This window comes from Pseudomonas berkeleyensis (assembly GCF_014109765.1).
Lineage (GTDB): Bacteria > Pseudomonadota > Gammaproteobacteria > Pseudomonadales > Pseudomonadaceae > Aquipseudomonas > Aquipseudomonas berkeleyensis.
Window position 1 is genome coordinate 1,611,944 of record NZ_CP059139.1, and the last position, 19,114, is coordinate 1,631,057.

General features: G+C 61.4%; 20 protein-coding genes and 1 tRNA gene. 13 read left to right on the plus strand and 8 right to left on the minus strand.

Going from position 1 to position 19,114, the window contains the following annotated elements; translation table 11 throughout:
* The first annotated feature begins 25 nt into the window (after positions 1-25).
* The 4 genes from queE to nadA all read left to right on the plus strand — a co-directional run bounded on the left by queE (position 26) and on the right by nadA (position 2,704).
* Positions 26-673 (plus strand): 7-carboxy-7-deazaguanine synthase QueE, encoded by a 648-nt coding sequence (queE, locus tag HS968_RS07440; RefSeq protein WP_182370764.1) that lies wholly within the window; start codon positions 26-28, stop codon positions 671-673.
* Between the two features lie 2 nt (positions 674-675).
* Entirely contained in the window at positions 676-1,350 is a 675-nt protein-coding gene (gene queC / locus HS968_RS07445) for a 7-cyano-7-deazaguanine synthase QueC (protein ID WP_182370765.1), read from the plus strand.
* Between the two features lie 58 nt (positions 1,351-1,408).
* Positions 1,409-1,484, plus strand: a tRNA-Lys gene (locus HS968_RS07450).
* 161 nt (positions 1,485-1,645) lie between these two features.
* Entirely contained in the window at positions 1,646-2,704 is a 1,059-nt protein-coding gene (gene nadA, locus HS968_RS07455; RefSeq protein WP_182370766.1) for a quinolinate synthase NadA, read from the plus strand.
* A gap of 109 nt (positions 2,705-2,813) precedes the next feature.
* Here nadA and HS968_RS07460 read toward each other — a convergent pair whose 3' ends face one another.
* Together HS968_RS07460 and HS968_RS07465 are read right to left on the minus strand one after the other, a co-directional pair.
* The gene (locus HS968_RS07460) at positions 2,814-3,887 is read right to left on the minus strand and encodes an LOG family protein (protein ID WP_182370767.1); all 1,074 of its coding nucleotides are present in this window, start codon (positions 3,885-3,887) and stop codon (positions 2,814-2,816) included.
* Positions 3,888-4,163: 276 nt separating this feature from the next.
* A complete protein-coding gene (locus HS968_RS07465; RefSeq protein ID WP_182370768.1) occupies positions 4,164-5,567 on the minus strand; it encodes an MBL fold metallo-hydrolase RNA specificity domain-containing protein in 1,404 nt (467 codons plus the stop codon).
* Positions 5,568-5,691: 124 nt separating this feature from the next.
* Here HS968_RS07465 and HS968_RS07470 point away from each other — a divergent pair, with 124 nt between their 5' ends.
* Together HS968_RS07470 and HS968_RS07475 are read left to right on the plus strand one after the other, a co-directional pair.
* On the plus strand, positions 5,692-8,094 hold the full coding sequence (locus HS968_RS07470; protein ID WP_182370769.1) for a phosphoketolase family protein: 2,403 nt from the start codon (positions 5,692-5,694) through the stop codon (positions 8,092-8,094).
* Between the two features lie 37 nt (positions 8,095-8,131).
* A complete protein-coding gene (locus HS968_RS07475) occupies positions 8,132-8,326 on the plus strand; it encodes a hypothetical protein (RefSeq protein WP_119693548.1) in 195 nt (64 codons plus the stop codon).
* A gap of 13 nt (positions 8,327-8,339) precedes the next feature.
* Here HS968_RS07475 and HS968_RS07480 read toward each other — a convergent pair whose 3' ends face one another.
* Positions 8,340-8,741 carry a quorum-sensing-regulated virulence factor family protein gene (locus tag HS968_RS07480; protein WP_119693549.1) on the minus strand — a complete coding sequence of 134 codons (402 nt, stop codon included), beginning with the start codon at positions 8,739-8,741 and terminating at the stop codon, positions 8,340-8,342.
* Positions 8,742-9,029: 288 nt separating this feature from the next.
* Between HS968_RS07480 and HS968_RS07485 the strand changes: the two genes are divergently transcribed.
* A complete protein-coding gene (locus HS968_RS07485; RefSeq protein WP_182370770.1) occupies positions 9,030-10,703 on the plus strand; it encodes an OmpP1/FadL family transporter in 1,674 nt (557 codons plus the stop codon).
* Positions 10,704-10,763: 60 nt separating this feature from the next.
* The gene (locus HS968_RS07490) at positions 10,764-11,486 is read left to right on the plus strand and encodes a tRNA-uridine aminocarboxypropyltransferase (RefSeq protein ID WP_182370771.1); all 723 of its coding nucleotides are present in this window, start codon (positions 10,764-10,766) and stop codon (positions 11,484-11,486) included.
* Here HS968_RS07490 and HS968_RS07495 read toward each other — a convergent pair.
* On the minus strand, positions 11,446-12,372 hold the full coding sequence (locus HS968_RS07495; protein ID WP_182370772.1) for a DMT family transporter: 927 nt from the start codon (positions 12,370-12,372) through the stop codon (positions 11,446-11,448). The genes HS968_RS07490 and HS968_RS07495 overlap by 41 nt on opposite strands.
* Before the next feature lie 206 nt (positions 12,373-12,578).
* On the opposite strand from HS968_RS07495, the gene erdR reads away from it, so the two are divergent.
* Entirely contained in the window at positions 12,579-13,229 is a 651-nt protein-coding gene (gene erdR, locus HS968_RS07500; protein ID WP_179624229.1) for a response regulator transcription factor ErdR, read from the plus strand.
* A gap of 52 nt (positions 13,230-13,281) precedes the next feature.
* Entirely contained in the window at positions 13,282-13,647 is a 366-nt protein-coding gene (locus HS968_RS07505; RefSeq protein WP_182370773.1) for a diacylglycerol kinase, read from the plus strand.
* A 2-nt stretch (positions 13,648-13,649) separates the two neighbouring features.
* Here the strand turns inward: HS968_RS07505 and HS968_RS07510 are convergent, their stop codons facing one another.
* Positions 13,650-14,576 carry a LysR family transcriptional regulator gene (locus HS968_RS07510; protein ID WP_119693555.1) on the minus strand — a complete coding sequence of 309 codons (927 nt, stop codon included), beginning with the start codon at positions 14,574-14,576 and terminating at the stop codon, positions 13,650-13,652.
* Positions 14,577-14,692: 116 nt separating this feature from the next.
* Between HS968_RS07510 and fpr the strand changes: the two genes are divergently transcribed.
* Entirely contained in the window at positions 14,693-15,472 is a 780-nt protein-coding gene (fpr, locus tag HS968_RS07515) for a ferredoxin-NADP reductase (RefSeq protein WP_119693556.1), read from the plus strand.
* 108 nt (positions 15,473-15,580) lie between these two features.
* Here the strand turns inward: fpr and HS968_RS07520 are convergent, their stop codons facing one another.
* Genes HS968_RS07520 through HS968_RS07530 form a run of 3 tightly spaced genes read right to left on the minus strand, consistent with a single transcriptional unit; the run spans position 15,581 to position 17,874 of the window.
* The gene (locus HS968_RS07520) at positions 15,581-16,135 is read right to left on the minus strand and encodes a peptidylprolyl isomerase (RefSeq protein ID WP_182370774.1); all 555 of its coding nucleotides are present in this window, start codon (positions 16,133-16,135) and stop codon (positions 15,581-15,583) included.
* Positions 16,136-16,140: 5 nt separating this feature from the next.
* Complete coding sequence (locus HS968_RS07525; RefSeq protein ID WP_182370776.1) at positions 16,141-16,938, minus strand: alpha/beta fold hydrolase; 798 nt, start codon at positions 16,936-16,938, stop codon at positions 16,141-16,143.
* A gap of 9 nt (positions 16,939-16,947) precedes the next feature.
* Positions 16,948-17,874 carry a LysR family transcriptional regulator gene (locus HS968_RS07530; protein WP_106739357.1) on the minus strand — a complete coding sequence of 309 codons (927 nt, stop codon included), beginning with the start codon at positions 17,872-17,874 and terminating at the stop codon, positions 16,948-16,950.
* 78 nt (positions 17,875-17,952) lie between these two features.
* Between HS968_RS07530 and HS968_RS07535 the strand changes: the two genes are divergently transcribed.
* Both HS968_RS07535 and HS968_RS07540 read left to right on the plus strand, forming a co-directional pair.
* A complete protein-coding gene (locus HS968_RS07535; RefSeq protein WP_106739358.1) occupies positions 17,953-18,267 on the plus strand; it encodes a 3-phosphoglycerate kinase in 315 nt (104 codons plus the stop codon).
* 135 nt (positions 18,268-18,402) lie between these two features.
* Positions 18,403-19,002, plus strand: coding sequence for an FMN-dependent NADH-azoreductase (locus HS968_RS07540; protein WP_119693560.1), 600 nt, complete (start codon positions 18,403-18,405; stop codon positions 19,000-19,002).
* The last annotated feature ends 112 nt before the right edge of the window (positions 19,003-19,114 follow it).

Genomic DNA, 19,114 nt, shown 5'->3' on the forward strand with positions numbered 1-19,114 from the left:
TTTCGTCATCACGCCCGTGGCTACCATGCAAGAAACCCTGCGCATCACCGAGATTTTCTACTCGTTGCAGGGGGAAACGCGTACCGCCGGCTTGCCGACGGTATTCGTACGCCTTACCGGCTGCCCCCTGCGCTGTCAGTACTGTGACACTGCCTATGCCTTCAGCGGTGGTGAAATCGTCACCCTGGACAGCATCGTCGACCAGGTGGCCGCCTACAGGCCACGCTACGTCTGCGTTACCGGCGGTGAACCGCTGGCTCAACCCAACTGCATTCCCCTGCTTGCGCGTCTGTGCGATGCCGGCTTCGAGGTGTCGCTGGAAACCAGTGGCGCGCTTGATGTGTCGGCGGTCGATTCGCGGGTCAGCAAGGTGCTCGATCTGAAGACACCTGGTTCGGCCGAAGTGCAGCGTAACCGCTACGAGAATATTCAGTGGCTGACTCGTAATGACCAGGTCAAGTTCGTCATCTGCTCGCGTGAGGATTATGACTGGGCAATATCCAAGCTGATCGAGCATGACTTGGCCGCGCGTGCCGGCGAGGTGCTGTTCTCGCCCAGCCACCAGCAGGTCGATGCCCGTGCACTGGCCGACTGGATCATCGCGGACAACCTGCCAGTACGCCTGCAACTGCAGCTACACAAGATTCTCTGGAACGACGAGCCGGGACATTGAGCATGAGCGAGAAAAAAGCGGTAATCCTCCTTTCCGGCGGTCTGGATTCGGCCACCGTGGTAGCGATGGCCAAGGCTGAAGGCTACAGCTGCTACAGCATGAGTTTCGATTACGGGCAGCGCCATCGCGCCGAGTTGCAGGCGGCCGAGCGCGTGGCGAAGCAACTGGGTGTGGTCGAGCACAAGGTGATCGGCCTGAATCTCAATGGTATTGGCGGCTCGGCACTGACCGACAGCAGTATCGCAGTACCTGAATCACCCACCGAGGGCATTCCTTCGACTTACGTGCCAGCACGCAACACGGTGTTTCTGGCGCTCGCGCTGGGCTGGGCCGAGGTGCTGGAGGCACGAGAGATCTTCATCGGCGTCAATGCCGTGGATTACTCGGGTTATCCCGATTGCCGTCCGGAGTTCGTCGACGCCTTCGAGCGTATGGCCAATCTGGCGACCAGGGCTGGCGTGGAGGGGCAGGGCTTTACCATTCGCGCGCCGCTGCAGCAGATGAGCAAGGGCGAGATCATCGAAACAGGGATGCGCCTGGGCGTGGATTATGCGCTGACTGTCTCCTGCTACCAGGCTGACGACGACGGCCGAGCCTGCGGCAAGTGCGACAGTTGCCGCCTGCGTGCGGCTGGTTTCATCGCCGCTGGTGTGCCTGATGCCACCCGCTACTTCTGAAAAAAATTTTGCGAAGTGTTGATTTCCTGAATTAAATCAGTATCATGCGCCTCGCGTTGGGTCGTTAGCTCAGTTGGTAGAGCAGTTGGCTTTTAACCAATTGGTCGTAGGTTCGAATCCTACACGACCCACCAACCTTCCAAAGCCCACCTTCATGGTGGGTTTTTTCGTTTCTGCGTTTCGCGAAATGATGCGGGTCTGGATAATGGCCGGAGCCGGCATCTCGTCATCTAACTGTGCCGTGGGGATGGGCGGTATACTTCACGCGCTGAAAAAATAATCAGAGCCTGATGATATGACGCAAATTTCCGAACGACTCCTCGTTCAAGCCCACCTCGATGCCAAGCAGCCCAAGCCGCTGACGATCGAGGAGGAAGCCTTCTACCGTCGCGAAATTGCCGCCGAACTGAAGAAGCAGAACGCCGTTTTGGTGGCGCACTATTATTGTGATCCGGTAATCCAGGCGCTCGCCGAGGAAACCGGTGGCTGCGTCTCCGACTCTCTGGAAATGGCCCGCTTCGGTAACCAGCACCCGGCACAGACCGTGGTGGTGGCCGGGGTCAAATTCATGGGCGAGACGGCGAAGATTCTCAACCCGGAAAAGCGTGTGCTGATGCCGACGCTGGAGGCGACCTGCTCGCTGGATCTGGGCTGTCCGGTCGATGAATTCTCGGCTTTCTGCGATCAGCACCCGGAGCGTACCGTGGTGGTTTATGCCAATACCTCGGCCGCGGTAAAAGCGCGTGCCGACTGGGTGGTGACCTCCAGCTGCGCGCTGGAGATCGTCGAGAGTCTGATGGACAACGGCGAGACCATTCTCTGGGCACCGGACAAGCACCTGGGCAACTATATTCAGCGCGAGACCGGTGCCGACATGTTGCTGTGGGACGGCGCCTGCATCGTTCATGAAGAGTTCAAATCCAAGCAGTTGCTGGATATGAAAGCGCTGTACCCGGATGCCGCCATCCTGGTACACCCCGAGTCGCCACAGAACGTGGTTGAGCTGGCAGATGCCGTTGGTTCCACAAGTCAGCTGATCAAGGCGGCGCAGACCCTGCCGAATTCCACGTTCATCGTCGCCACGGATCGCGGCATCTTCTACAAGATGCAGCAGCTGTGCCCGGACAAGACCTTCATCGAGGCGCCGACTGCTGGCAATGGCGCTGCCTGCCGCAGCTGCGCGCATTGCCCGTGGATGGCGATGAACACGCTGGAACGCGTGCTGGCCGGTTTGCGTGAGGGCACGGGTGAAATACACGTCGACCCGGCGCTGATTCCCAGGGCGGTCAAACCGCTCAAGCGCATGCTCGATTTTACCCAGGCGGCTAGGATGAAAGTCGCCGGTAACGCCTGACGCTAGCCATCAAAAAGAAGCCCAGCCAATGCTGGGCTTCTTGCTCTAAATGGGGCAGTGCCTGTCCACCATTCCCGGATTGCATCCGGGCTACGCTACGTGTGCTGGTTCAGCTCGCCCAATTCTCCGGTTCGTTGACCGCATTGAGCAGCGCACGCAGGCGTCCGTAGTCGCGACCATTGAAGGCGAAAGCCAGGCGGGTGAGGTTGCTCAGCTCAGGCTCGTCGCGCTCCTGTTCGCAAAGCGCTTGCTGAGTGAAGCCGCCTTCCTTGCACAGCATGGCGAAGTCGCTGTGCAGTTTCGCCAGGCCCGCGTCGTTCAGCGGGTGGTTGAGACGAATCACGAAGCGATCCTTTAGCCAGCGGCTGGAGTGGAAATTGCGATAGAAACGAGCAATTTCATCCACCGCTTCCTCGGCGCTATAGACCAGGTGCATCAGGTTGAGATCGGTGGGCAGGATGTAACCGTTGTCGCCAAGCTGCCGGCGAATGAAGCCCAGGGCATCTTCCCAGTAGCTGCCGCCTGGCTGATCAAGCAATACCACTGGCACCAGCGGACTCTTGCCGGTCTGGATCAGGGTGAGTACTTCCAGTGCCTCGTCGAGGGTACCGAAGCCACCGGGGCAGAGCACCAGGCCATCGGCTTCCTTGACGAAGAACAGTTTGCGCAGAAAGAAGAAGTGGAACGACAGCAGATGGTGACTGCCGCGCATTGTGGCGTTGGCGGCTTGTTCGAAGGGCAGGGTGATATTGAACCCCAGGCTGTTTTCCGTGCCAGCACCCTCGTGGGCGGCCGCCATGATGCCGCCGCCTGCGCCGGTGACCACCATCAGGTCGCGGCGTGCCAGTAATGCGCCAAGTTCACGAGCCTGCTGGTACAGCGGGTGATCGGCGGGGGTGCGTGCCGAGCCGAATACCGTGACCTTGCGGCGGCGCTTCAGCTGTTCCAGCACGCCGAAGGCATGCTCCATCTCACGCAGGGTCTGCATCATGATCTTGGCATCCCAGCGGTTGCGATCCGCCTGGGCCATATGGATCACGGTGCTGAGCATTTCCCGGTATAGCGGCAGGTTGGGGCTGTTGCCCGGCGCTGCCAGTGCCACCAACTCGTCCACCTTGCTGCTCAGGTCGACTTCGCTGGTTTGTACGTGGCGCGACAGGTAGTCGTCCGCTTCATAGGGCATGGAAACTCTCCTCTTCTTGGCCAGCGAGACGCTTCAGGGCATCGCGCATTGGCCGGTTCCTTGATTATGGAGTGTTAAGCAGCTTGCCACAGAGCCGGCTGCCGTTTCGTTGCCACCTTTTCGTAAGAACCTGTTCACGATCTGCTGCGCGTCGGTTCTACTGCGTTAAAAACAGGCTCGGACTGCTCATTTACAACTCGTAAACTGCGCGTCCTCGCCTGTTTTTGCCTTGTATAACTCTAGCTCGCAAGATCGTGAACAGATTCTAAGCGCCGATTACAGGGCGATCTGCTCACCCGGCTCGGGAATGTTGGCGATCCAGTTCAGGCGCTCGCGCAGTGCCTCCTGCAGAGCCTGCATTTTTTCCAGCTCGCCATGCACCAGATACAGCTCGGGGTGATGCTCGAACTGGCTGGCCCAGTCCAGCAACTGCGATTGGCCTGCATGTGCGGAAAACCCACCGAGGGTGTGCACCTTGGCTTTCACCGCGATGCGCTGGTGCAGCACCTTGACCGTTTCGGCTCCGTCGACGATGAGGCGGCCGAGCGTGCCCTTGGCCTGGAAGCCGGGGAACACCAGGTGGCAGTTCTCGCGCCAGAGGTTGTGCTTGAAGTGATGGACGATACGCCCGCCGTTGCACATGCCGGCGCCGGCGATGATGATTGCGCCGCTCTTGATCCGGTTGATCGCCATCGACTCATCGGCCGTTGGTGTGCAGCGCAGTATCGGTAGCCAGTCTTCGACGCGCTTGACCCCTTTGGCTGCCAGCGCCGCGCGATCGGCGGCGGCGAACTGTTCGTGGAAGCGGCTGTAGATGGCGTTGGCGCGGATGGCCATGGGGCTGTCGAGGAACACCGCCTGTTGCGGCAGTCGGCCTTCCTGGTAGAAGCGGCCGAGGTAGTAGATCAGATCCTGGGTGCGACCGACGGCGAACGACGGAATCAGCACGTTGCCACCTTCCCTGTGGGCCTGTTGAAGGATATCCGCCAGCTCTTCCAGGGTTTCGTCGCTGCGGCGATGATCCCGGTCGCCATAGGTCGACTCCATCAGCAGCACGTCCGCCTGCCTCAGCTGTACAGGCGGCTGCATAAGCGGCGAGCAGGTATTGCCCAGGTCGCCGGAGAACACCAGATGGCGGCGCAGGTGGTGATCCTCCACCTGCATCTCGACGATAGCCGACCCCAGGATATGGCCGGCATTATGGAAGGTGACCTGCACGCCCTTGGCCACTTCCACCGGCTCACCATAGGCATGTGGTCGGCGCTGGCTGAGTGCCTGCTCGGCATTGGCGATGGTGTATAGCGGTTGAACCGCCGGTTTGCCCTGGCGCGCTCGCCAGCGGTTTTCCCACTCGGCGTCCTTCTCCTGCAGGAAGGCAGAATCCAGCAGCATCAGTTCGAGCAGTTCGCAGCTGGCGTCGGTGGCATGGATCGGGCCGCGATAACCCTCAGCCACAAGACGCGGTAGCAGGCCGCTGTGATCCAGATGCGCATGGGAGATGACCACGGCATCCAGGCTGCTTGGGTCGAAGGGAAAGCTGCTGCGGTTCTGATCCTCTTCCTGACGACGGCCCTGGTGCATGCCGCATTCGAGTAGCACCTTGGCTCCGTCGCGGCTTTCCACGAGGTAGCAGGAGCCGGTGACTTGCTGGATCGCGCCGATGAAGGTGAGCAGGGCCATGGGTCTATCCTTGTCGTGGTAATGAAACGAGTCTGCCGCATCTCTCCACGGCAGGCCTTGATGCAGATCAGCCGGCGCATTTCCCAGGTGCCTAGACTGGCGGCGAACCTTCAGGAGCGCACCGATGACTCAGTTACTCCCCGACGCGGCCACTCTGGCTGGGCATGCCCAGCGCTATCCCGACTTCGCGCGCTGGCGCAAAGGCCATGGGCCTATTCAGCATAGTCCGCAGACTTGCGCGGCGGTCTTTCGACTCGCTCATCAACTGGTGCAGAGCGGTGCACAGCCTGACCTGCCCAGCGTCTACCGACGCATGCTGGCGCTGGATGCGTTGACCGCGGCTGGAATGTGGCTGGTGGTACACATGACCTATGCCCGGCGCGTTCGGCTCGACGGCCAGCCGCTGCAAGCCGATGACTTCAAGTCTGTGCCGGAAGGGCATACGGGCGGCGCGCTGAACATGGTGCCGGCCTATGCAGGCTATCTGGCGCTCAATGCGCTGACTGGCGAGACCCGCGGCTGGCTGATGGGGCAGGGGCATTGCGTGGCGGCGATCGAGGCGCTGAACCTGCTGACCGCTAATCAGCATCCAGAGCAGGCCGCTCGTTACGGCTGCGATGAAGCCGGTATGAGCCGCCTAGCCGCCGACTTCTACAGCTATGCCCAGGCTTCGGACGGCAGCGCTGGTGTACCGCTGGGGAGTCACGTCAACCCACACACCGCAGGCGGCATCGCCGAGGGCGGATACCTGGGCTTTGCCGAATTGCAGTACGCCCACCTGCCTTTGCCTGGCGAGAAGCTGGTGGCGTTTCTCTCCGATGGGGCAGCCGAGGAGCAGCGCGGCAGTGACTGGATGCCACGCTGGTGGCGTGCCGAGGACTGTGGTGTGGCGTTGCCGGTGATGATCGCCAACGGCCGCCGCATCGAGCAGCGTACCGAGTTGGGGACGCTGGAGGGGCTGGATGGTTTTCGGCGGCATCTGCGTGGCTGTGGTTTCGATCCTCTGAGCTTCGATGGTCGTGATCCAGCGGCTTTCGTCTGCGCCTTATGGGAGATGGAGCAGCGTCTGGCGCACCGAGTGGGTGAGTTGAACAACGAGTTGATCGGCTACCCCCTGCCGATGCCCTATGGCATCGCTGAAACCACCAAGGGCTACGGCTTCTTTGGCGCCGGCAGCAACGCTGCGCACAACCTGCCTTTGCCGGCCAGTCCGGCACAGGATGAGCACGCGCGCGCATTGTTCAACAAGCATGCTGCGGCGTTGTGGGTGGAGCCGCAGGCGCTGTCCGAGGCCTGCAGTCTGTTCGCATCGCGGGATGGGCGCGTGCTGGAACGTGACAACCCGCTGGCCCAGCGTCATCCAGCGCTGCCCGTGCAGCCTGCGTTGCACTTCCATGACCAGGCTTGCTCGCCAATGAGCGCACTGGATCGCTATTTCGTCGATCTGGTGCGCCTCAACCCGCAGTTGCGCCCGCGCGTAGGCAACCCGGACGAGTTGGCCAGCAACCGTCTGGGCGGCGTGCTGGCGGCCCTCAAGCACCGTGTCAGCCAGCCGGAGAACGATCTGGAGGCGATCGACGGCGCCGTGATCACCGCACTCAACGAAGAGGCTGTGGTTTCGGCCTGCCTGGCCAATCAGGGCGGCTTGAATCTGGTGGCCAGTTACGAAGCCTTCTGCGTGAAGATGCTCGGTGCCGTGCGCCAGAGCCTGATCTTCGCCCGCCAGCAGAAAGAGGCCGGGCGGCCGGCAGGCTGGCTGGGCTGGCCTCTGGTGGCCACTTCGCACACCTGGGAGAACGGCAAGAACCAGCAGTCGCATCAGGACACCACATTCTGTGAGGCGCTGCTGGGCGAGATGCACGATGTCATGCGTGTGCTGTTGCCGGCTGATCACAATTCCTTGCTGGCGCTGCTGCCAGGGATCTACCAGGAGCGTGGCAGGCTGGCTTGCCTGGTGGTTGCCAAGCGTGAACAACCCTGCACCTTCACGGTCGAACAGGCTAAGCAGCTGGCGCGCGATGGTGCGCTACTGGTCGATGCCGACGGTGAAGGCGAGCCGGTGCTGCTGATTGCCAGTGGCAGTTATCAACTGAATGAGATGCGCCGTGCTGCCGTTCGTCTGAGCGAGCAGGCTGTGGCCTGGCGTCTGATTTACTTGCAGGAACCGGGGCGTTTTCGTGCGCCGCGTGATGCCTGGGAGGCACCGAGCCTGGCCAGTGTTGCGCAGCGTGAGGCGCTGTTCCCCGTGGCCTGTCGGCGGCGTGTGTTACTCAGCCACATGCGCCCGGAAGTGGCCTTGGGGCATCTGTCGACGGTGTTGGGTGATGCTGCTTCGTGTCGCGCACTGGGTTACCGCAATCGGGGGGGCACGTTCGACGATGCCGGTATGTTGTTCGCCAATGGCTGCAGTTGGGCGCATGTGTTGCAAAGCGTCGCCGAGGTACTCGGCGTATCGATCGATGCTTGGCTGACGGCTGCGGAACGGGCGGCTCTGGCAGGGAGGGGGGATCCTCGCTCTCTGCGCTGAGCCTGTTTTATGGGGCAATGTGAAGGGAGAGGCAGGTATGCCCAAGCTGATGCTGGAGATCGATACGGATCTTTACCACATGCTGCAAGAAGCAGCGCGGGTCAACCAACTGAGCTTGCAGGATGAGTGCACGCGCCGCTTGGAGGGCGGCGTGCGTCGTTCGCGCTATATGGAGGCGCTACTCGCCGAACTGCGCGCTGATGATGCGCAGCGGCGAGCGGAAAGGAACTGAGCGGGGCGTTACTTCAAATGCCGCAGTCGCTCTTGTCGAAGACTTCGACGGTAACCGGGCGGTTGCTGCGGTATTCGCTGAACTGGTAGCGCAGCTGTGCGCCTTTGGCCAGCAGGTTGCGATAACCCGGGTTGCGGCAGACGCTGGCTGCCAGTTGTGCACGCACGGTGTCGGGGTTGCCGCGCATCTTTGCGGCATGTGCCTCACGCACGCTGAGGTGGTTGATCAGGGTGTGGCCTTCCACGGTATAGCCCTGATCGAGAATGTCCTCGTTGATCGCCCGCGGCGTGCCTTCGCTGCTCTGGCGAGCGACTTGCTCCAGGGTGCGAGTCAGTTCCATCTCCTTCAGCGAAGCTGCCTGGGCGGTGGGAAGCATCAGGCTGAGCGCGAGAGCGGGGAGGATGTAACGCAGCATGTAATGTGACTCCTGAAAGCGTGGACGAGGGTTGGACAGGGCTTCGGGGCGAATGTTCGCGCTAATGGCCAGTTGCCTGCCTGAAACAAAGTGTTACCGATAGGGACATGCTGGCTTCTGGCCGCCGTCCGTCACCACGACCAAAGGCCGGGGATCATCGGCCAAACCTGCACGTCACAAGACTGAGCCGCCGTTGCAGTCGGACGTTGCCTGCGCAGACCTGCCTGAAGTCTGTCGCGGGTGATCGCTGCGCTGCGCGGTGTTGAAGCAGCGTGCAGGAGAATAACAATGACAATACTCTTTCGGCGCTGGCCATCGCGTGTGATGGTCGGCAGTTTACTGGTTTTGCCCGTCGCGCAGGTGCAGGCATCCGGTTATCACTTTGGTTCGCAATCGGTGGCGGCGCAGGGTTCGGCGCACGCCAACGGCGCCGAGGCAGCCGACCCCTCGACCATTTTCTACAACCCGGCCGGCCTGGCCCGGCTCAAGGGCACTCAGGTGACCTCCGGCTTGAGCATTTTGCTGCCGGACGGCAAGTACGAGGACAAGGGTAGCACCGACGTGTTCGGCAATCCGGTGTCGGGGGATGCCGGCAAGTTCCTGCCTGATGCCGCCGCCGCGCCCAATTTCTATTTCTCCCATGAGATCAACGACCAGATAACGGTCGGCCTTGGCATCTTCACCCCGTTCGGTGCCAAACTCGATTACAAGGAGGACTGGGCCGGACGTTACGGCATCCAGTCGGCAAGCCTGGAGACCGTGACCTTCAACCCGAGCATTTCCTTCCGTTTCAATGAGCATCACAGCATCGGCTTCGGTGTGTCGGCGCAGTACATCAAGTCGATCCAGCGCGGGGCGGCGGATGTCAAAGGTGCATCGCGGCAGTTGGCCGGGCAGTTCGTCAAAGAGAACCAGAGTCTGACGGAATTGGCCGCTTCGCCTATTGGACAGATAACCATCCCGTTGCTTTATGGTGGCCTGACGGTACCTGGAGAGATCACCAGCTGTAACGGTCAGTCTGGTGATGCTTTCGTCGATTGTGTGGCTCAGAACTTTGCCGACAACGTTGAGGGCGATGGTTATTTTCGAGTCAAGGGCGACGACTGGGGTTTTGGCTGGAATATCGGCTATATGTGGGAACCGACCGAGTCGACGCGTTTTGGTGTGTCGTACCGTTCAAATATTCGCCACACTCTTGAAGGCGAGACCAAATGGAGTTTTGCAGACGTGTCTGGCAGCGTTCCTTCACCTGACACTGATCTAGGCGGTGGTTTGCTGCCGAGTCGAGATGATCTTGCCCAGATACTTGACCCGGACAACTGGATCAACCCCGGCGATTTCGCCGGCTCCAGGCTGCACCCCAACTCCAAGGCCAAGACTGCCATCGATACGCCGGAGATGCTCTCGTTCAACGCCTTCCACCAGTTGAACGACAAGGTGGCGCTGATGGCGGATCTGACGTTCACCCGGCATTCGCGGCTCGACGAAGTGCGCATCGGTATCGATCAGGTCGCGGGCTATCCCTATTTCAACGGTGTGACCGAGGGCGATCTGAGCGTCAAGCAGGACTGGAAGGACAGCTACAAGATCTCCCTGGGCATGAACTACCAGTACAGCGATGACCTGCTGCTGCGTACTGGTGTGGCCTATGACCGCTCACCGGTCAATTCACCACAGTTACGCCACCCGGCCTTTCCCGATGCGGATCGCTACTGGCTGTCGCTAGGGGCCAACTACAAGGTCACTCGCGATACGTCGGTGGACCTCGCCTACAGCTACGTGCAGTTCTCCAGTGGCAAGATGGATTATCAGGATGGTTGTTCACCGGCCGGCTGGGTGCCGGGCTCCGGTGGCCTTTATCAGGACAGCGGCGTGCGCTGCACTGGCAATGGCGGCAACTTCAAGGGCGAGTACGAGACCCGTATCCATTTCATCGGCCTGGCGCTGAACCATACGTTCTGATCCGCCTGAGTGGCGAGCGGGGGTGCTAGAATCGCGCCCCCGTTCGCTGTCGCCCCTCCCATGACTCAACCAGCCCCACATGCCGTTGCCCGTTTGCGCGCAGAACGCCTGGCGCGCAGCCTGAAACCCTTCGTTGCCCGCGGCTCACGCGCCGAGCGCTGCCCGAATTGCCGGGTGCAGCCAACCCATTGCCTGTGCGCTTGGCGTCCGCAGGTACAGTCCAATGCCGGGATGTGCCTGGTGATGCATGACATTGAGGCGCTCAAGCCGAGCAACACCGGCTGGCTGATCGCCGATGTGGTGCCCGAAACCCATGCATTCGGCTGGACGCGCACGGCTGTGGAACCGGGGCTGCTGGCGTTGCTGGCCGATCCGCAATGGCAACCGTTTCTGGTCTTCCCGGGGGAATATGTCGCGCCGCAGCGAGTCGTCGAGGAGGTGAATCTGGCTCCCGGCAAACGACCCTTGTTCGTGCTGCTCGATGCCACCTGGACCGAGGCGCGCAAGATGTTTCGCAAGAGCCCGTATCTGGATGCGCTACCGGTGCTCAGCCTGACGCCTGCACAGTTATCGCGCTATCGCCTGCGGCGTTCCACCCGTGGCGAGCACCTGTGCACTGCCGAGGTGGCTGCCATGTGCCTGGAGCTGGCCGGCGACCTGCGCGCCTGTGAGGCGCTGGACGATTACCTGGATGCTTTCAGCCAGCATTATCTGGCGGCCAAACGACGTCTGCCGCTGGATCTCAACGATTCTTTGCACCAGCGTTTGCAGGCGTATCGCTGAGTTCGATCGGCAGTGGTTTCGGCCAGAGTTGGGCCAAAAGCATGCCGGCGAACATCAGCGCGCAGCCCAGATAGCCGCGCAGTTCCAGCATTTCACCGAGCAGCAGGGCACCGGCGATAGCGGCGAATACGGCCTCCAGCGAGAGGATGATCGCAGCGTGCGAGGCGATGGCGTGCTGCTGGGCGATGACCTGCAGGGTGAAACCGATCGCCACACCGAAAATGCCGCCGTAGAGGATGGCCGGGCCGGCTTTGAGGATGCCCTCCAGCGTTGCCGTCTCGAACACCAGGGCCAGCGCCAGGCTGATCACCGCGCAGGTGGCGAACTGGATCAGGGCCAGGCGCAGCGGATCGTGACGGCTGGCGAAGAAACCCACCAACAGCACATGGATGCCCCAGACGAAGGCGCCAGCCAGTTGCAGCCAGTCGCCGGATGCCACGGTGAAACCTTCGCCGACGCTGAGCAGGAACATGCCGACGACCGCCAGGCTGGCGCCCAGCCAGATGCCCAGGCTGCTTTTCTGGCCGATGAATAAACCGAGCAGCGGTACCACGATCACATATAGGCCGGTGATGAAGCCGGAGTTGGTCACGGTGGTGAACATCAGACCCACTTGCTGCAGGTTGATACCGATCGCCAGCGCCAGCCCCATGATGACGCCGCCCAGCAGCAGCCCTCGAGTAGGGGGCGGACTCGGCTGCCGGCTGCGCCGTTGTATCAGGAGGATCACCGGGATCAGCACCAGGCTGGCGAGCACGAAGCGCAGACCGGAATAAAGGAAGGGGCCGATGTTTTCCATACCCAGTTGCTGGGCGACGAACACGCTTCCCCAGATCATCGCGGTAATCAGCATCAACAGGTCGGCGCGCAGGGCTTGGCTTCGCATCTGGGAGTCTCGGCGGACAAAGCAGCGCATCCTGCCGCAAAGCATTGCGCTTGACCACCCCGTCATCGCTCGGCATGCTGAGCGCCGCCGTCGATCCGTGTGGGGAGCCTGTCGCGTTGAAATTCGCAGGCTTGAGCGGATAGCAGGCAAATAAAGCACTGCCATACTCACTTCAGTGCCACCCATAACAAGAACAGGATCCGTCAATGGCCGCCTACGAAATCCTGATTGCCGATGATCACCCGCTGTTTCGCAGCGCGTTGCAGCAAGCCCTGACGCTGGGCCTGGGCCCTCAGGTTCGGTTGGTGGAGGCTGCCAGCATCGCCGAGCTCGAGGCCTGTCTGGCCGAGAAGAACGACTGGGATCTGGTGCTGCTGGATCTGAACATGCCGGGTGCCTACGGTTTTTCCGGCTTGGTCTTGTTGAGAGGGCAATACCCGCAGATTCCCGTGGTGATGATCTCCGCGCAGGAAGAGGCTTCGGTGGTCAATCGTTCCCGCGAGTTCGGTGCCAGTGGCTTCATCCCCAAGTCCAGTTCGCTGGAGATCATCCAGCAGGCCGTTCGCCAGGTGCTCGACGGCGATACCTGGTGGCCGCAACTGGCGGAGGAAGCCGCGCCAGTCTCGGCTGAAGCCAAGGCTGCCAGTGCCGGTCTGGCCAGCCTCACGCCACAACAGTTTCGTGTGCTGACCATGGTCTGCGAAGGCCTGTTGAACAAGCAGATCGCCTATGAATTGAATGTGTCGGAGGCGACCGTCAAGGCTCATGTCACCGCCATTTTCCGTAAGCTGGGCGTGCGCACTCGTACCCAGGCAGCCCTGCTGTTGCAGCAGCTGGAATCGATTCCAGGGCAGTAAGGCGGCCAATACAGTAAGCTGCGCGCCTTTCCTCCGTGGGGCAGGGCGCTGCATGTCGCCATTCAAGGGCCAGACCGGCCTCAAACGTATCCTCAACGCTGCCAGCTATTCGCTCGACGGCTTACGCGCCGCCTTTCTCGGTGAGGCGGCGTTTCGTCAGCTGGCGCTGCTCAACTGTGTGCTCATCCCCTCGGCTTTTCTGCTCGATGTCAGTCGTGGCGAGCGGGCGTTGATGGTAGCGGTCTGTCTGCTGGCGCTGATCGTCGAGTTGCTCAACTCGGCCATCGAAGCCGCAATCGACCGTATTTCCCTTGAACGTCACCCACTTTCCAAGAATGCCAAGGACATGGGCAGTGCCGCGCAGTTCGTCGCGCTCGGCATGATTGCGGTGGTCTGGGCGGTGATCCTGCTGGGCTGAGTTCAGACGATGGGGGGCAGCACGATCTCATCGCTACGTGTGACCCCGGCGGTGAGCGCCTGGCATTGCTCGAGAAACTCGCGCATCGCCGATGTCTGGTACTTCTGCTTGTGCCAGATGAAGTAGAACTGCCGACGCAGATCCAGCTCGGGTGTGTCCACGGCCACCAGGCTGCCGCGGCGGAACGCATCGCGCAGAGCCAGGCGCGAGATGCAGCCGATCCCCAGGCCAGATTCCACGGCGCGTTTGATCGCCTCGGTGTGTTCCAGCTCCAGGCGCACGTTCAGGCTTTGCGGGTGATGACGCATGGCCTGGTCGAAGGTCAGGCGGGTGCCCGAACCCTGCTCGCGAAGAATCCAGGCTTCCTGAGTCAGCTGCTCCAGCGTGGCGCTGCCACGTTTCGCCAGCGGGTGCTGGGGCGCGCAGAAGACCGTCAGTTCGTCCTCCACCCAGGGCTGAACCTCGATGTCCGGATGCTGGCAATCGCCTTCGATTAGACCCAGATCAAGTTCGTAGTGGGCGATCTGTTGGACGATATGCGCTGTGTTGCGTACATGCAGGCTGACCCGGCATTCGGGGTGGCTCTGCATGAAGTTGCCGATCAGCAGCGTGGCCAGGTAGTTGCCCACAGTCAGGGTGGCGCCCAGGTTCAGCGAGCCAAAGCTGCTCTTGCCGCTGAGCAGACGCTCGATTTCCTTGGCCTGGTCGAGCAGCGCCACGGCCTGCGGTAGCAGCTGATGGCCAAGGGCGTTGAGGCTCAGGCGCTTGCCGACGCGATCGAACAGCTGGCAATCGGATTGCCGTTCCAGTTCGGTCAGCGAGGTACTGGTGGCCGACTGCGACAGAGCAAGGGATTCGGCGGCGCGCGAGACGCTTTCGTGCTGCGCGACGGAAACGAAAACCTGGAGTTGCCTGAGAGTAAATCGCATATCGATATAACCAATAACCTATATCGTAATAACCCACTTAACAGATATTCTCGGCGCAATTAGAATGCCGCGCAATCGCGCCGTCCTGGTGCCCGAGCTTTTCCGAGGAAATCATCATGAGCAACATGAACGTCGAGCGCGTGCTCAGCGTCCACCACTGGAACGATACCCTTTTCAGCTTCAAGTGCACCCGCGATCCGGGTCTGCGCTTCGAGAATGGCCAGTTCGTGATGATCGGTCTGCAACAGCCCAACGGTCGCCCGCTGATGCGCGCCTACTCCATCGCCAGTCCGAACTGGGAAGAGCACCTGGAGTTCTTCAGCATCAAGGTACCGGACGGCCCGCTGACCTCGCAGCTGCAGCACCTCAAGGAAGGCGACGAGATCATCATCAGCAAGAAGCCTACCGGCACTCTGGTGCTCGATGACCTCAACCCTGGCAAGCACCTGTACCTGCTCAGCACCGGTACCGGTCTGGCGCCGTTCATGAGCGTGATCCAGGATCCGGAAACCTACGAGCGTTTCGAGAAGGTCATCCTGGTGCACGGTGTGCGTTACGTGAACGAAGTCGCCTACCGCGAGTTCATCACCGAGCACCTGCCGCAGAATGAATTCTTTGGCGATGCGCTGAAGAACAAGCTGATCTACTACCCGACCGTAACCCGCGAGCCGTTCGAGAATCAGGGTCGCCTGACCGACCTGATGCGCAGCGGCAAGCTGTTCGCCGACATCGGTCTGCCACCGATCAATCCGCAGGACGACCGCGCGATGATCTGCGGCAGCCCGAGCATGCTCGACGAGACCAGCGAAGTGCTCGACAGCTTCGGTCTGAAGATTTCCCCGCGTATGCGTGAGCCGGGTGACTACCTGATCGAGCGTGCCTTCGTCGAGAAGTAAGCCGTCGATCTGCTGCGCGTCGGCCCTGCTGCGTTAAAAACAGGCTCTAGCTCGCAAGATCGAATAAGAAAGCCGCCCTATGGGCGGCTTTGTCTTTTGTGTGGTGTCTTACAGACGCTTGGCTTCGATGATCAGCACCGGCTCACGCGGTACGTTCTGGTGCATGCCGCGGTTGCCGGTCGGCACCTGGGCGATCTTGTCGACCACGTCCATGCCACGGGTGACCTTGCCGAATACGGCGTAGCCGAAGTCGCGTGAGCCGTGATCGAGGAAAGCGTTGTCCTTGTGGTTGATGAAGAACTGGCTGGTGGCCGAATCGCGAGCCTGGGTGCGGGCCATGGCCAGGGTGCCGCGAACGTTATGCAGGCCGTTGTCGGCCTCGTTCTTGATCGGCGCATCGGTGTCCTTCTGGCGCATCTCGGCATCGAAGCCGCCACCCTGAACCATGAAGCCCGGGATTACCCGATGGAACTGGGTGCCGGCATAGAAGCCGCTGTCGACGTACTTGAGGAAGTTCTGCGTGCTGATCGGCGCCTTGTCGGCGGCCAGTTCGATTTCCACTTCGCCGAGGCTGGTGGTCAGCAGCACCTTGGGGTTTTCCGCGGCCAGCAGGCTGGTCGACAGCAGCAGGGCGCCAGTGGCAAGAACGAGTTGCTTGAGCATGATGGTCAGTTTTCCTTGTTGGCAGTCTCGCCGAGGAAGGCGAGCAGGGCGTTATTAAAGTGTTCCGGTTGATCCAGTGGTGTGGCGTGGCGCGAATTTTCGATCACCAGCAGGCGCGCGTTGGACATTTCTGCCACGTATTCGCGCTTGCGTTCGACCGGGGTGTAGTCACGATCCGCGGTGATCACCAGCGTAGGACAGGTGATGCGATTGAGGCGTTCCCGCACGCCCCAGCCGATGATGGCGTCGAGGCTGGCGAGGTAGGCGCGCTTGTCATTCTGCGGCCAGCGTTCCTCGACCTTGCGCCTCAATTCGGCCTGCTCTGGTTTGGGGAACAGCAGCTTGGCCAGCGCCTTGGCGATGGTCTCCAGGCTGAGCAGGCGCGATAGCGTCCAGCGTTTGCCTATCTCCAGCCAGTCCCGTGCACTCTTGGCCTTCACTTCGGGGCCGCTGTTGACGATGGTCAGGCTGCGCAGCAGTTCGGGGCGGTCGACGCCGAGCTGAAAGCCGATCATGCCGCCCATGGAGATGCCCACCAGATGCACGGGCGGCAGCTGCAGGTACTCGATCAGTGCGGCCACATCACTGGCAAAATCGGCAATGCGATAGGCCTCGCGGGGTTTGTCCGAGCGGCCGTGGCCGCGCACGTCGAGCGCGATTACCCGGTAGTGCTGGCTGAGCACCGGGATCTGGTACTCCCAGTCGCGCGTGCTCGAGCCCAGACCATGCACCAGCAGCAGTGGCGTGCCATGGCCATAGTCTTCGTAATGCAGTTGGCAGCCATCGTTATCGAAGTAGGGCATGGGCAGGTCTCAGTTGGGCGACTGTGGCGCGGCGAAGGCGGCGTCCAGCGGCGCAGCATCGAAGTTCTTGATCAGTTCGATGAGGATCTGTGTCGCCGGGCCGAGCACGCGATCCTTGTTGCTGTAGAGGAAGAAGCGGGGCTTGCGCACGCCGCCCTGGGTCAGCGGAAGAAGCTTGAGCTGACCTTCCTGCAGTTCGCGGGTGATCAGGTGGCGGGGCAGCCAGGCGAAGCCCAGGCCGCTGCTGACGAAGGTGCGCGCGGTCGGCAGGCTGCCTACCGTCCAGCGTTGTTCCGCGCCCAGCCAGCCGGCATCACGCGGCTGCAGACGGCCACTGTCGCGCGTCACTACCTGCATCTGGCCTTCCAGATCCTGGAAGCTCAGCTCGCGTTGCAGGCGATGCAGCGGGTGTTCCGGGTTGGCGACGGCGACGAACTCCACTTCATTGAGCTCGATACCGAGATGGCCGGTGATGTTCAGTGCGCTGATGGCCAGGTCGGCGGTACCTTCGAGCAGCACCTCCTCGACGCCGGACAGCACCTCTTCACGCAGGCGTACACGACAGCCGCGGCTTTGCGGCATGAAGGCGGTCAGCGCACGGACGATATTGGCCGTGGGGTAGGCCGCATCCACCACCAGGCGCACCTCGGCTTCCCAACCCTGTTCCATATGGTGGGCTAGGTCTTCCAGCTGGCTGGCCTGCTTGACCAGTTGTCGCGAGCGCCGCAACAGCACGTCGCCAGCTTCGGTCAGTACGGCCTTGCGGCCGTCGATGCGCAGCAGTGGCACGCCGAGCTGCTCCTGCATGCGCGCCACGGTATAGCTGACCGAGGACTGCGAACGGTGCAGCACTTCGGCTGCCTGGGCGAAGCCGCCCTGATCCACCACGGCTTGCAGCGTGCGCCATTGATCCAGGGTTACGCGGGGGGCTTTCATCACATCATCCTGCCTGTATCGACCTGTTATCGCCGACGATCTCGACTTACACTGGCGATCCCATGTTGGAGAGCACCTATGAAAAAAATAATCTGCCTGCTGTTCACTTGCCTGCCGCTGGGGGCCTACGCCTATCCCATCGAGGTGGAGAAGCAGTTCAACGGCGCCGAGGTCTCTGCTACCACTCAAGAGATCGACCACAACATGGCGGCGTTGATGCTCTACAACTACGGTCAGAGCGAAGCCGAATGCAGAGCGGTATTCCGCAATGGTCCTGAGGCGCCGCGCACCCGGCGCACCGTCCTGGCTCCTGGCGCCAGCAACAACATGACCGTCAAGTTCACGCGTAGCGTGATCCGCCTGCGAATCAGCCTGACCTGCGGGCTCAAGTAGGCAAAGCCTAGCCACGGGGTCTCCATAAATCAACTTTGTCGATATATGTAAGCGGATATTTGCGCTTTTTAATCGATCGTTGCGAATCTAGTCTGTGCTCCATCGACCTTCACCCACTTCTATGGAGTCTCAAACATGTCCCGTGTCCTGGTTATCGAAAGCAGCGCCCGCCAACAAGGTTCGGTTTCCCGTGACCTGACCCAGCAATTCATCGCCAACTGGCAGGCAGCCCATCCGGCTGACCAGGTTCAGGTTCGCGACCTCGCCAGCGATCCGGTACCACACCTGGATGCCACCCTGCTGGGCGGCTGGATGACGCCGAGTGAGCAGCAGAGCGAGGCCGAGAAGGCCGCGCTGGCGCGTTCCAACCAACTGACCGACGAGTTGCTGGCCGCCGATGTACTGGTACTGGCTGCGCCGATGTACAACTTCGCCATCCCCAGCACCCTGAAGGCCTGGTTGGATCACGTGCTGCGCGCTGGCGTCACGTTCAAGTACACCGACACCGGCCCGCAGGGTCTGCTGACTGGCAAGCGCGCCTTCGTGCTCACCGCCCGTGGTGGCATCTATGCCGGCAGCGGCCTGGATCATCAGGAACCCTATCTGCGTCAGGCACTGGCATTTATCGGCATCCACGACGTGCAGTTCATCCATGCCGAGGGCCTGAACATGGGCGCCGAGTTCAGCGAAAAAGGTCTGGCGCAGGCCAAGGCCAAGCTGGCTGAAGTGGCCTGATCCGAAACTCTCCTGGCGCCTGGGCTCCTGGGCGCTCCTGCCGGGCATTGCGCAAGTAATGACCGGCTTTTTTGCGTGAACCTAGCGACGCGCTCTTGCCCGGTGACGACGG

Excerpts from the sequence above, each read along its gene's own strand:
- HS968_RS07485 (WP_182370770.1), top strand. The coding sequence starts at position 9,030 with ATGACAATACTCTTTCGGCGCTGGCCATCGCGTGTGATGGTCGGCAGT.
- HS968_RS07530 (WP_106739357.1), bottom strand. The coding sequence starts at position 17,874 with ATGAAAGCCCCCCGCGTAACCCTGGATCAATGGCGCACGCTGCAAGCC.
- HS968_RS07460 (WP_182370767.1), bottom strand. The coding sequence starts at position 3,887 with ATGCCCTATGAAGCGGACGACTACCTGTCGCGCCACGTACAAACCAGC.
- HS968_RS07510 (WP_119693555.1), bottom strand. The coding sequence starts at position 14,576 with ATGCGATTTACTCTCAGGCAACTCCAGGTTTTCGTTTCCGTCGCGCAG.
- HS968_RS07475 (WP_119693548.1), top strand. The coding sequence starts at position 8,132 with ATGCCCAAGCTGATGCTGGAGATCGATACGGATCTTTACCACATGCTG.
- fpr (WP_119693556.1), top strand. The coding sequence starts at position 14,693 with ATGAGCAACATGAACGTCGAGCGCGTGCTCAGCGTCCACCACTGGAAC.
- HS968_RS07470 (WP_182370769.1), top strand. The coding sequence starts at position 5,692 with ATGACTCAGTTACTCCCCGACGCGGCCACTCTGGCTGGGCATGCCCAG.
- HS968_RS07495 (WP_182370772.1), bottom strand. The coding sequence starts at position 12,372 with ATGCGAAGCCAAGCCCTGCGCGCCGACCTGTTGATGCTGATTACCGCG.
- queC (WP_182370765.1), top strand. The coding sequence starts at position 676 with ATGAGCGAGAAAAAAGCGGTAATCCTCCTTTCCGGCGGTCTGGATTCG.
- HS968_RS07520 (WP_182370774.1), bottom strand. The coding sequence starts at position 16,135 with ATGCTCAAGCAACTCGTTCTTGCCACTGGCGCCCTGCTGCTGTCGACC.
- HS968_RS07465 (WP_182370768.1), bottom strand. The coding sequence starts at position 5,567 with ATGGCCCTGCTCACCTTCATCGGCGCGATCCAGCAAGTCACCGGCTCC.
- nadA (WP_182370766.1), top strand. The coding sequence starts at position 1,646 with ATGACGCAAATTTCCGAACGACTCCTCGTTCAAGCCCACCTCGATGCC.
- erdR (WP_179624229.1), top strand. The coding sequence starts at position 12,579 with ATGGCCGCCTACGAAATCCTGATTGCCGATGATCACCCGCTGTTTCGC.
- HS968_RS07525 (WP_182370776.1), bottom strand. The coding sequence starts at position 16,938 with ATGCCCTACTTCGATAACGATGGCTGCCAACTGCATTACGAAGACTAT.
- queE (WP_182370764.1), top strand. The coding sequence starts at position 26 with ATGCAAGAAACCCTGCGCATCACCGAGATTTTCTACTCGTTGCAGGGG.
- HS968_RS07490 (WP_182370771.1), top strand. The coding sequence starts at position 10,764 with ATGACTCAACCAGCCCCACATGCCGTTGCCCGTTTGCGCGCAGAACGC.
- HS968_RS07535 (WP_106739358.1), top strand. The coding sequence starts at position 17,953 with ATGAAAAAAATAATCTGCCTGCTGTTCACTTGCCTGCCGCTGGGGGCC.
- HS968_RS07480 (WP_119693549.1), bottom strand. The coding sequence starts at position 8,741 with ATGCTGCGTTACATCCTCCCCGCTCTCGCGCTCAGCCTGATGCTTCCC.
- HS968_RS07540 (WP_119693560.1), top strand. The coding sequence starts at position 18,403 with ATGTCCCGTGTCCTGGTTATCGAAAGCAGCGCCCGCCAACAAGGTTCG.
- HS968_RS07505 (WP_182370773.1), top strand. The coding sequence starts at position 13,282 with ATGTCGCCATTCAAGGGCCAGACCGGCCTCAAACGTATCCTCAACGCT.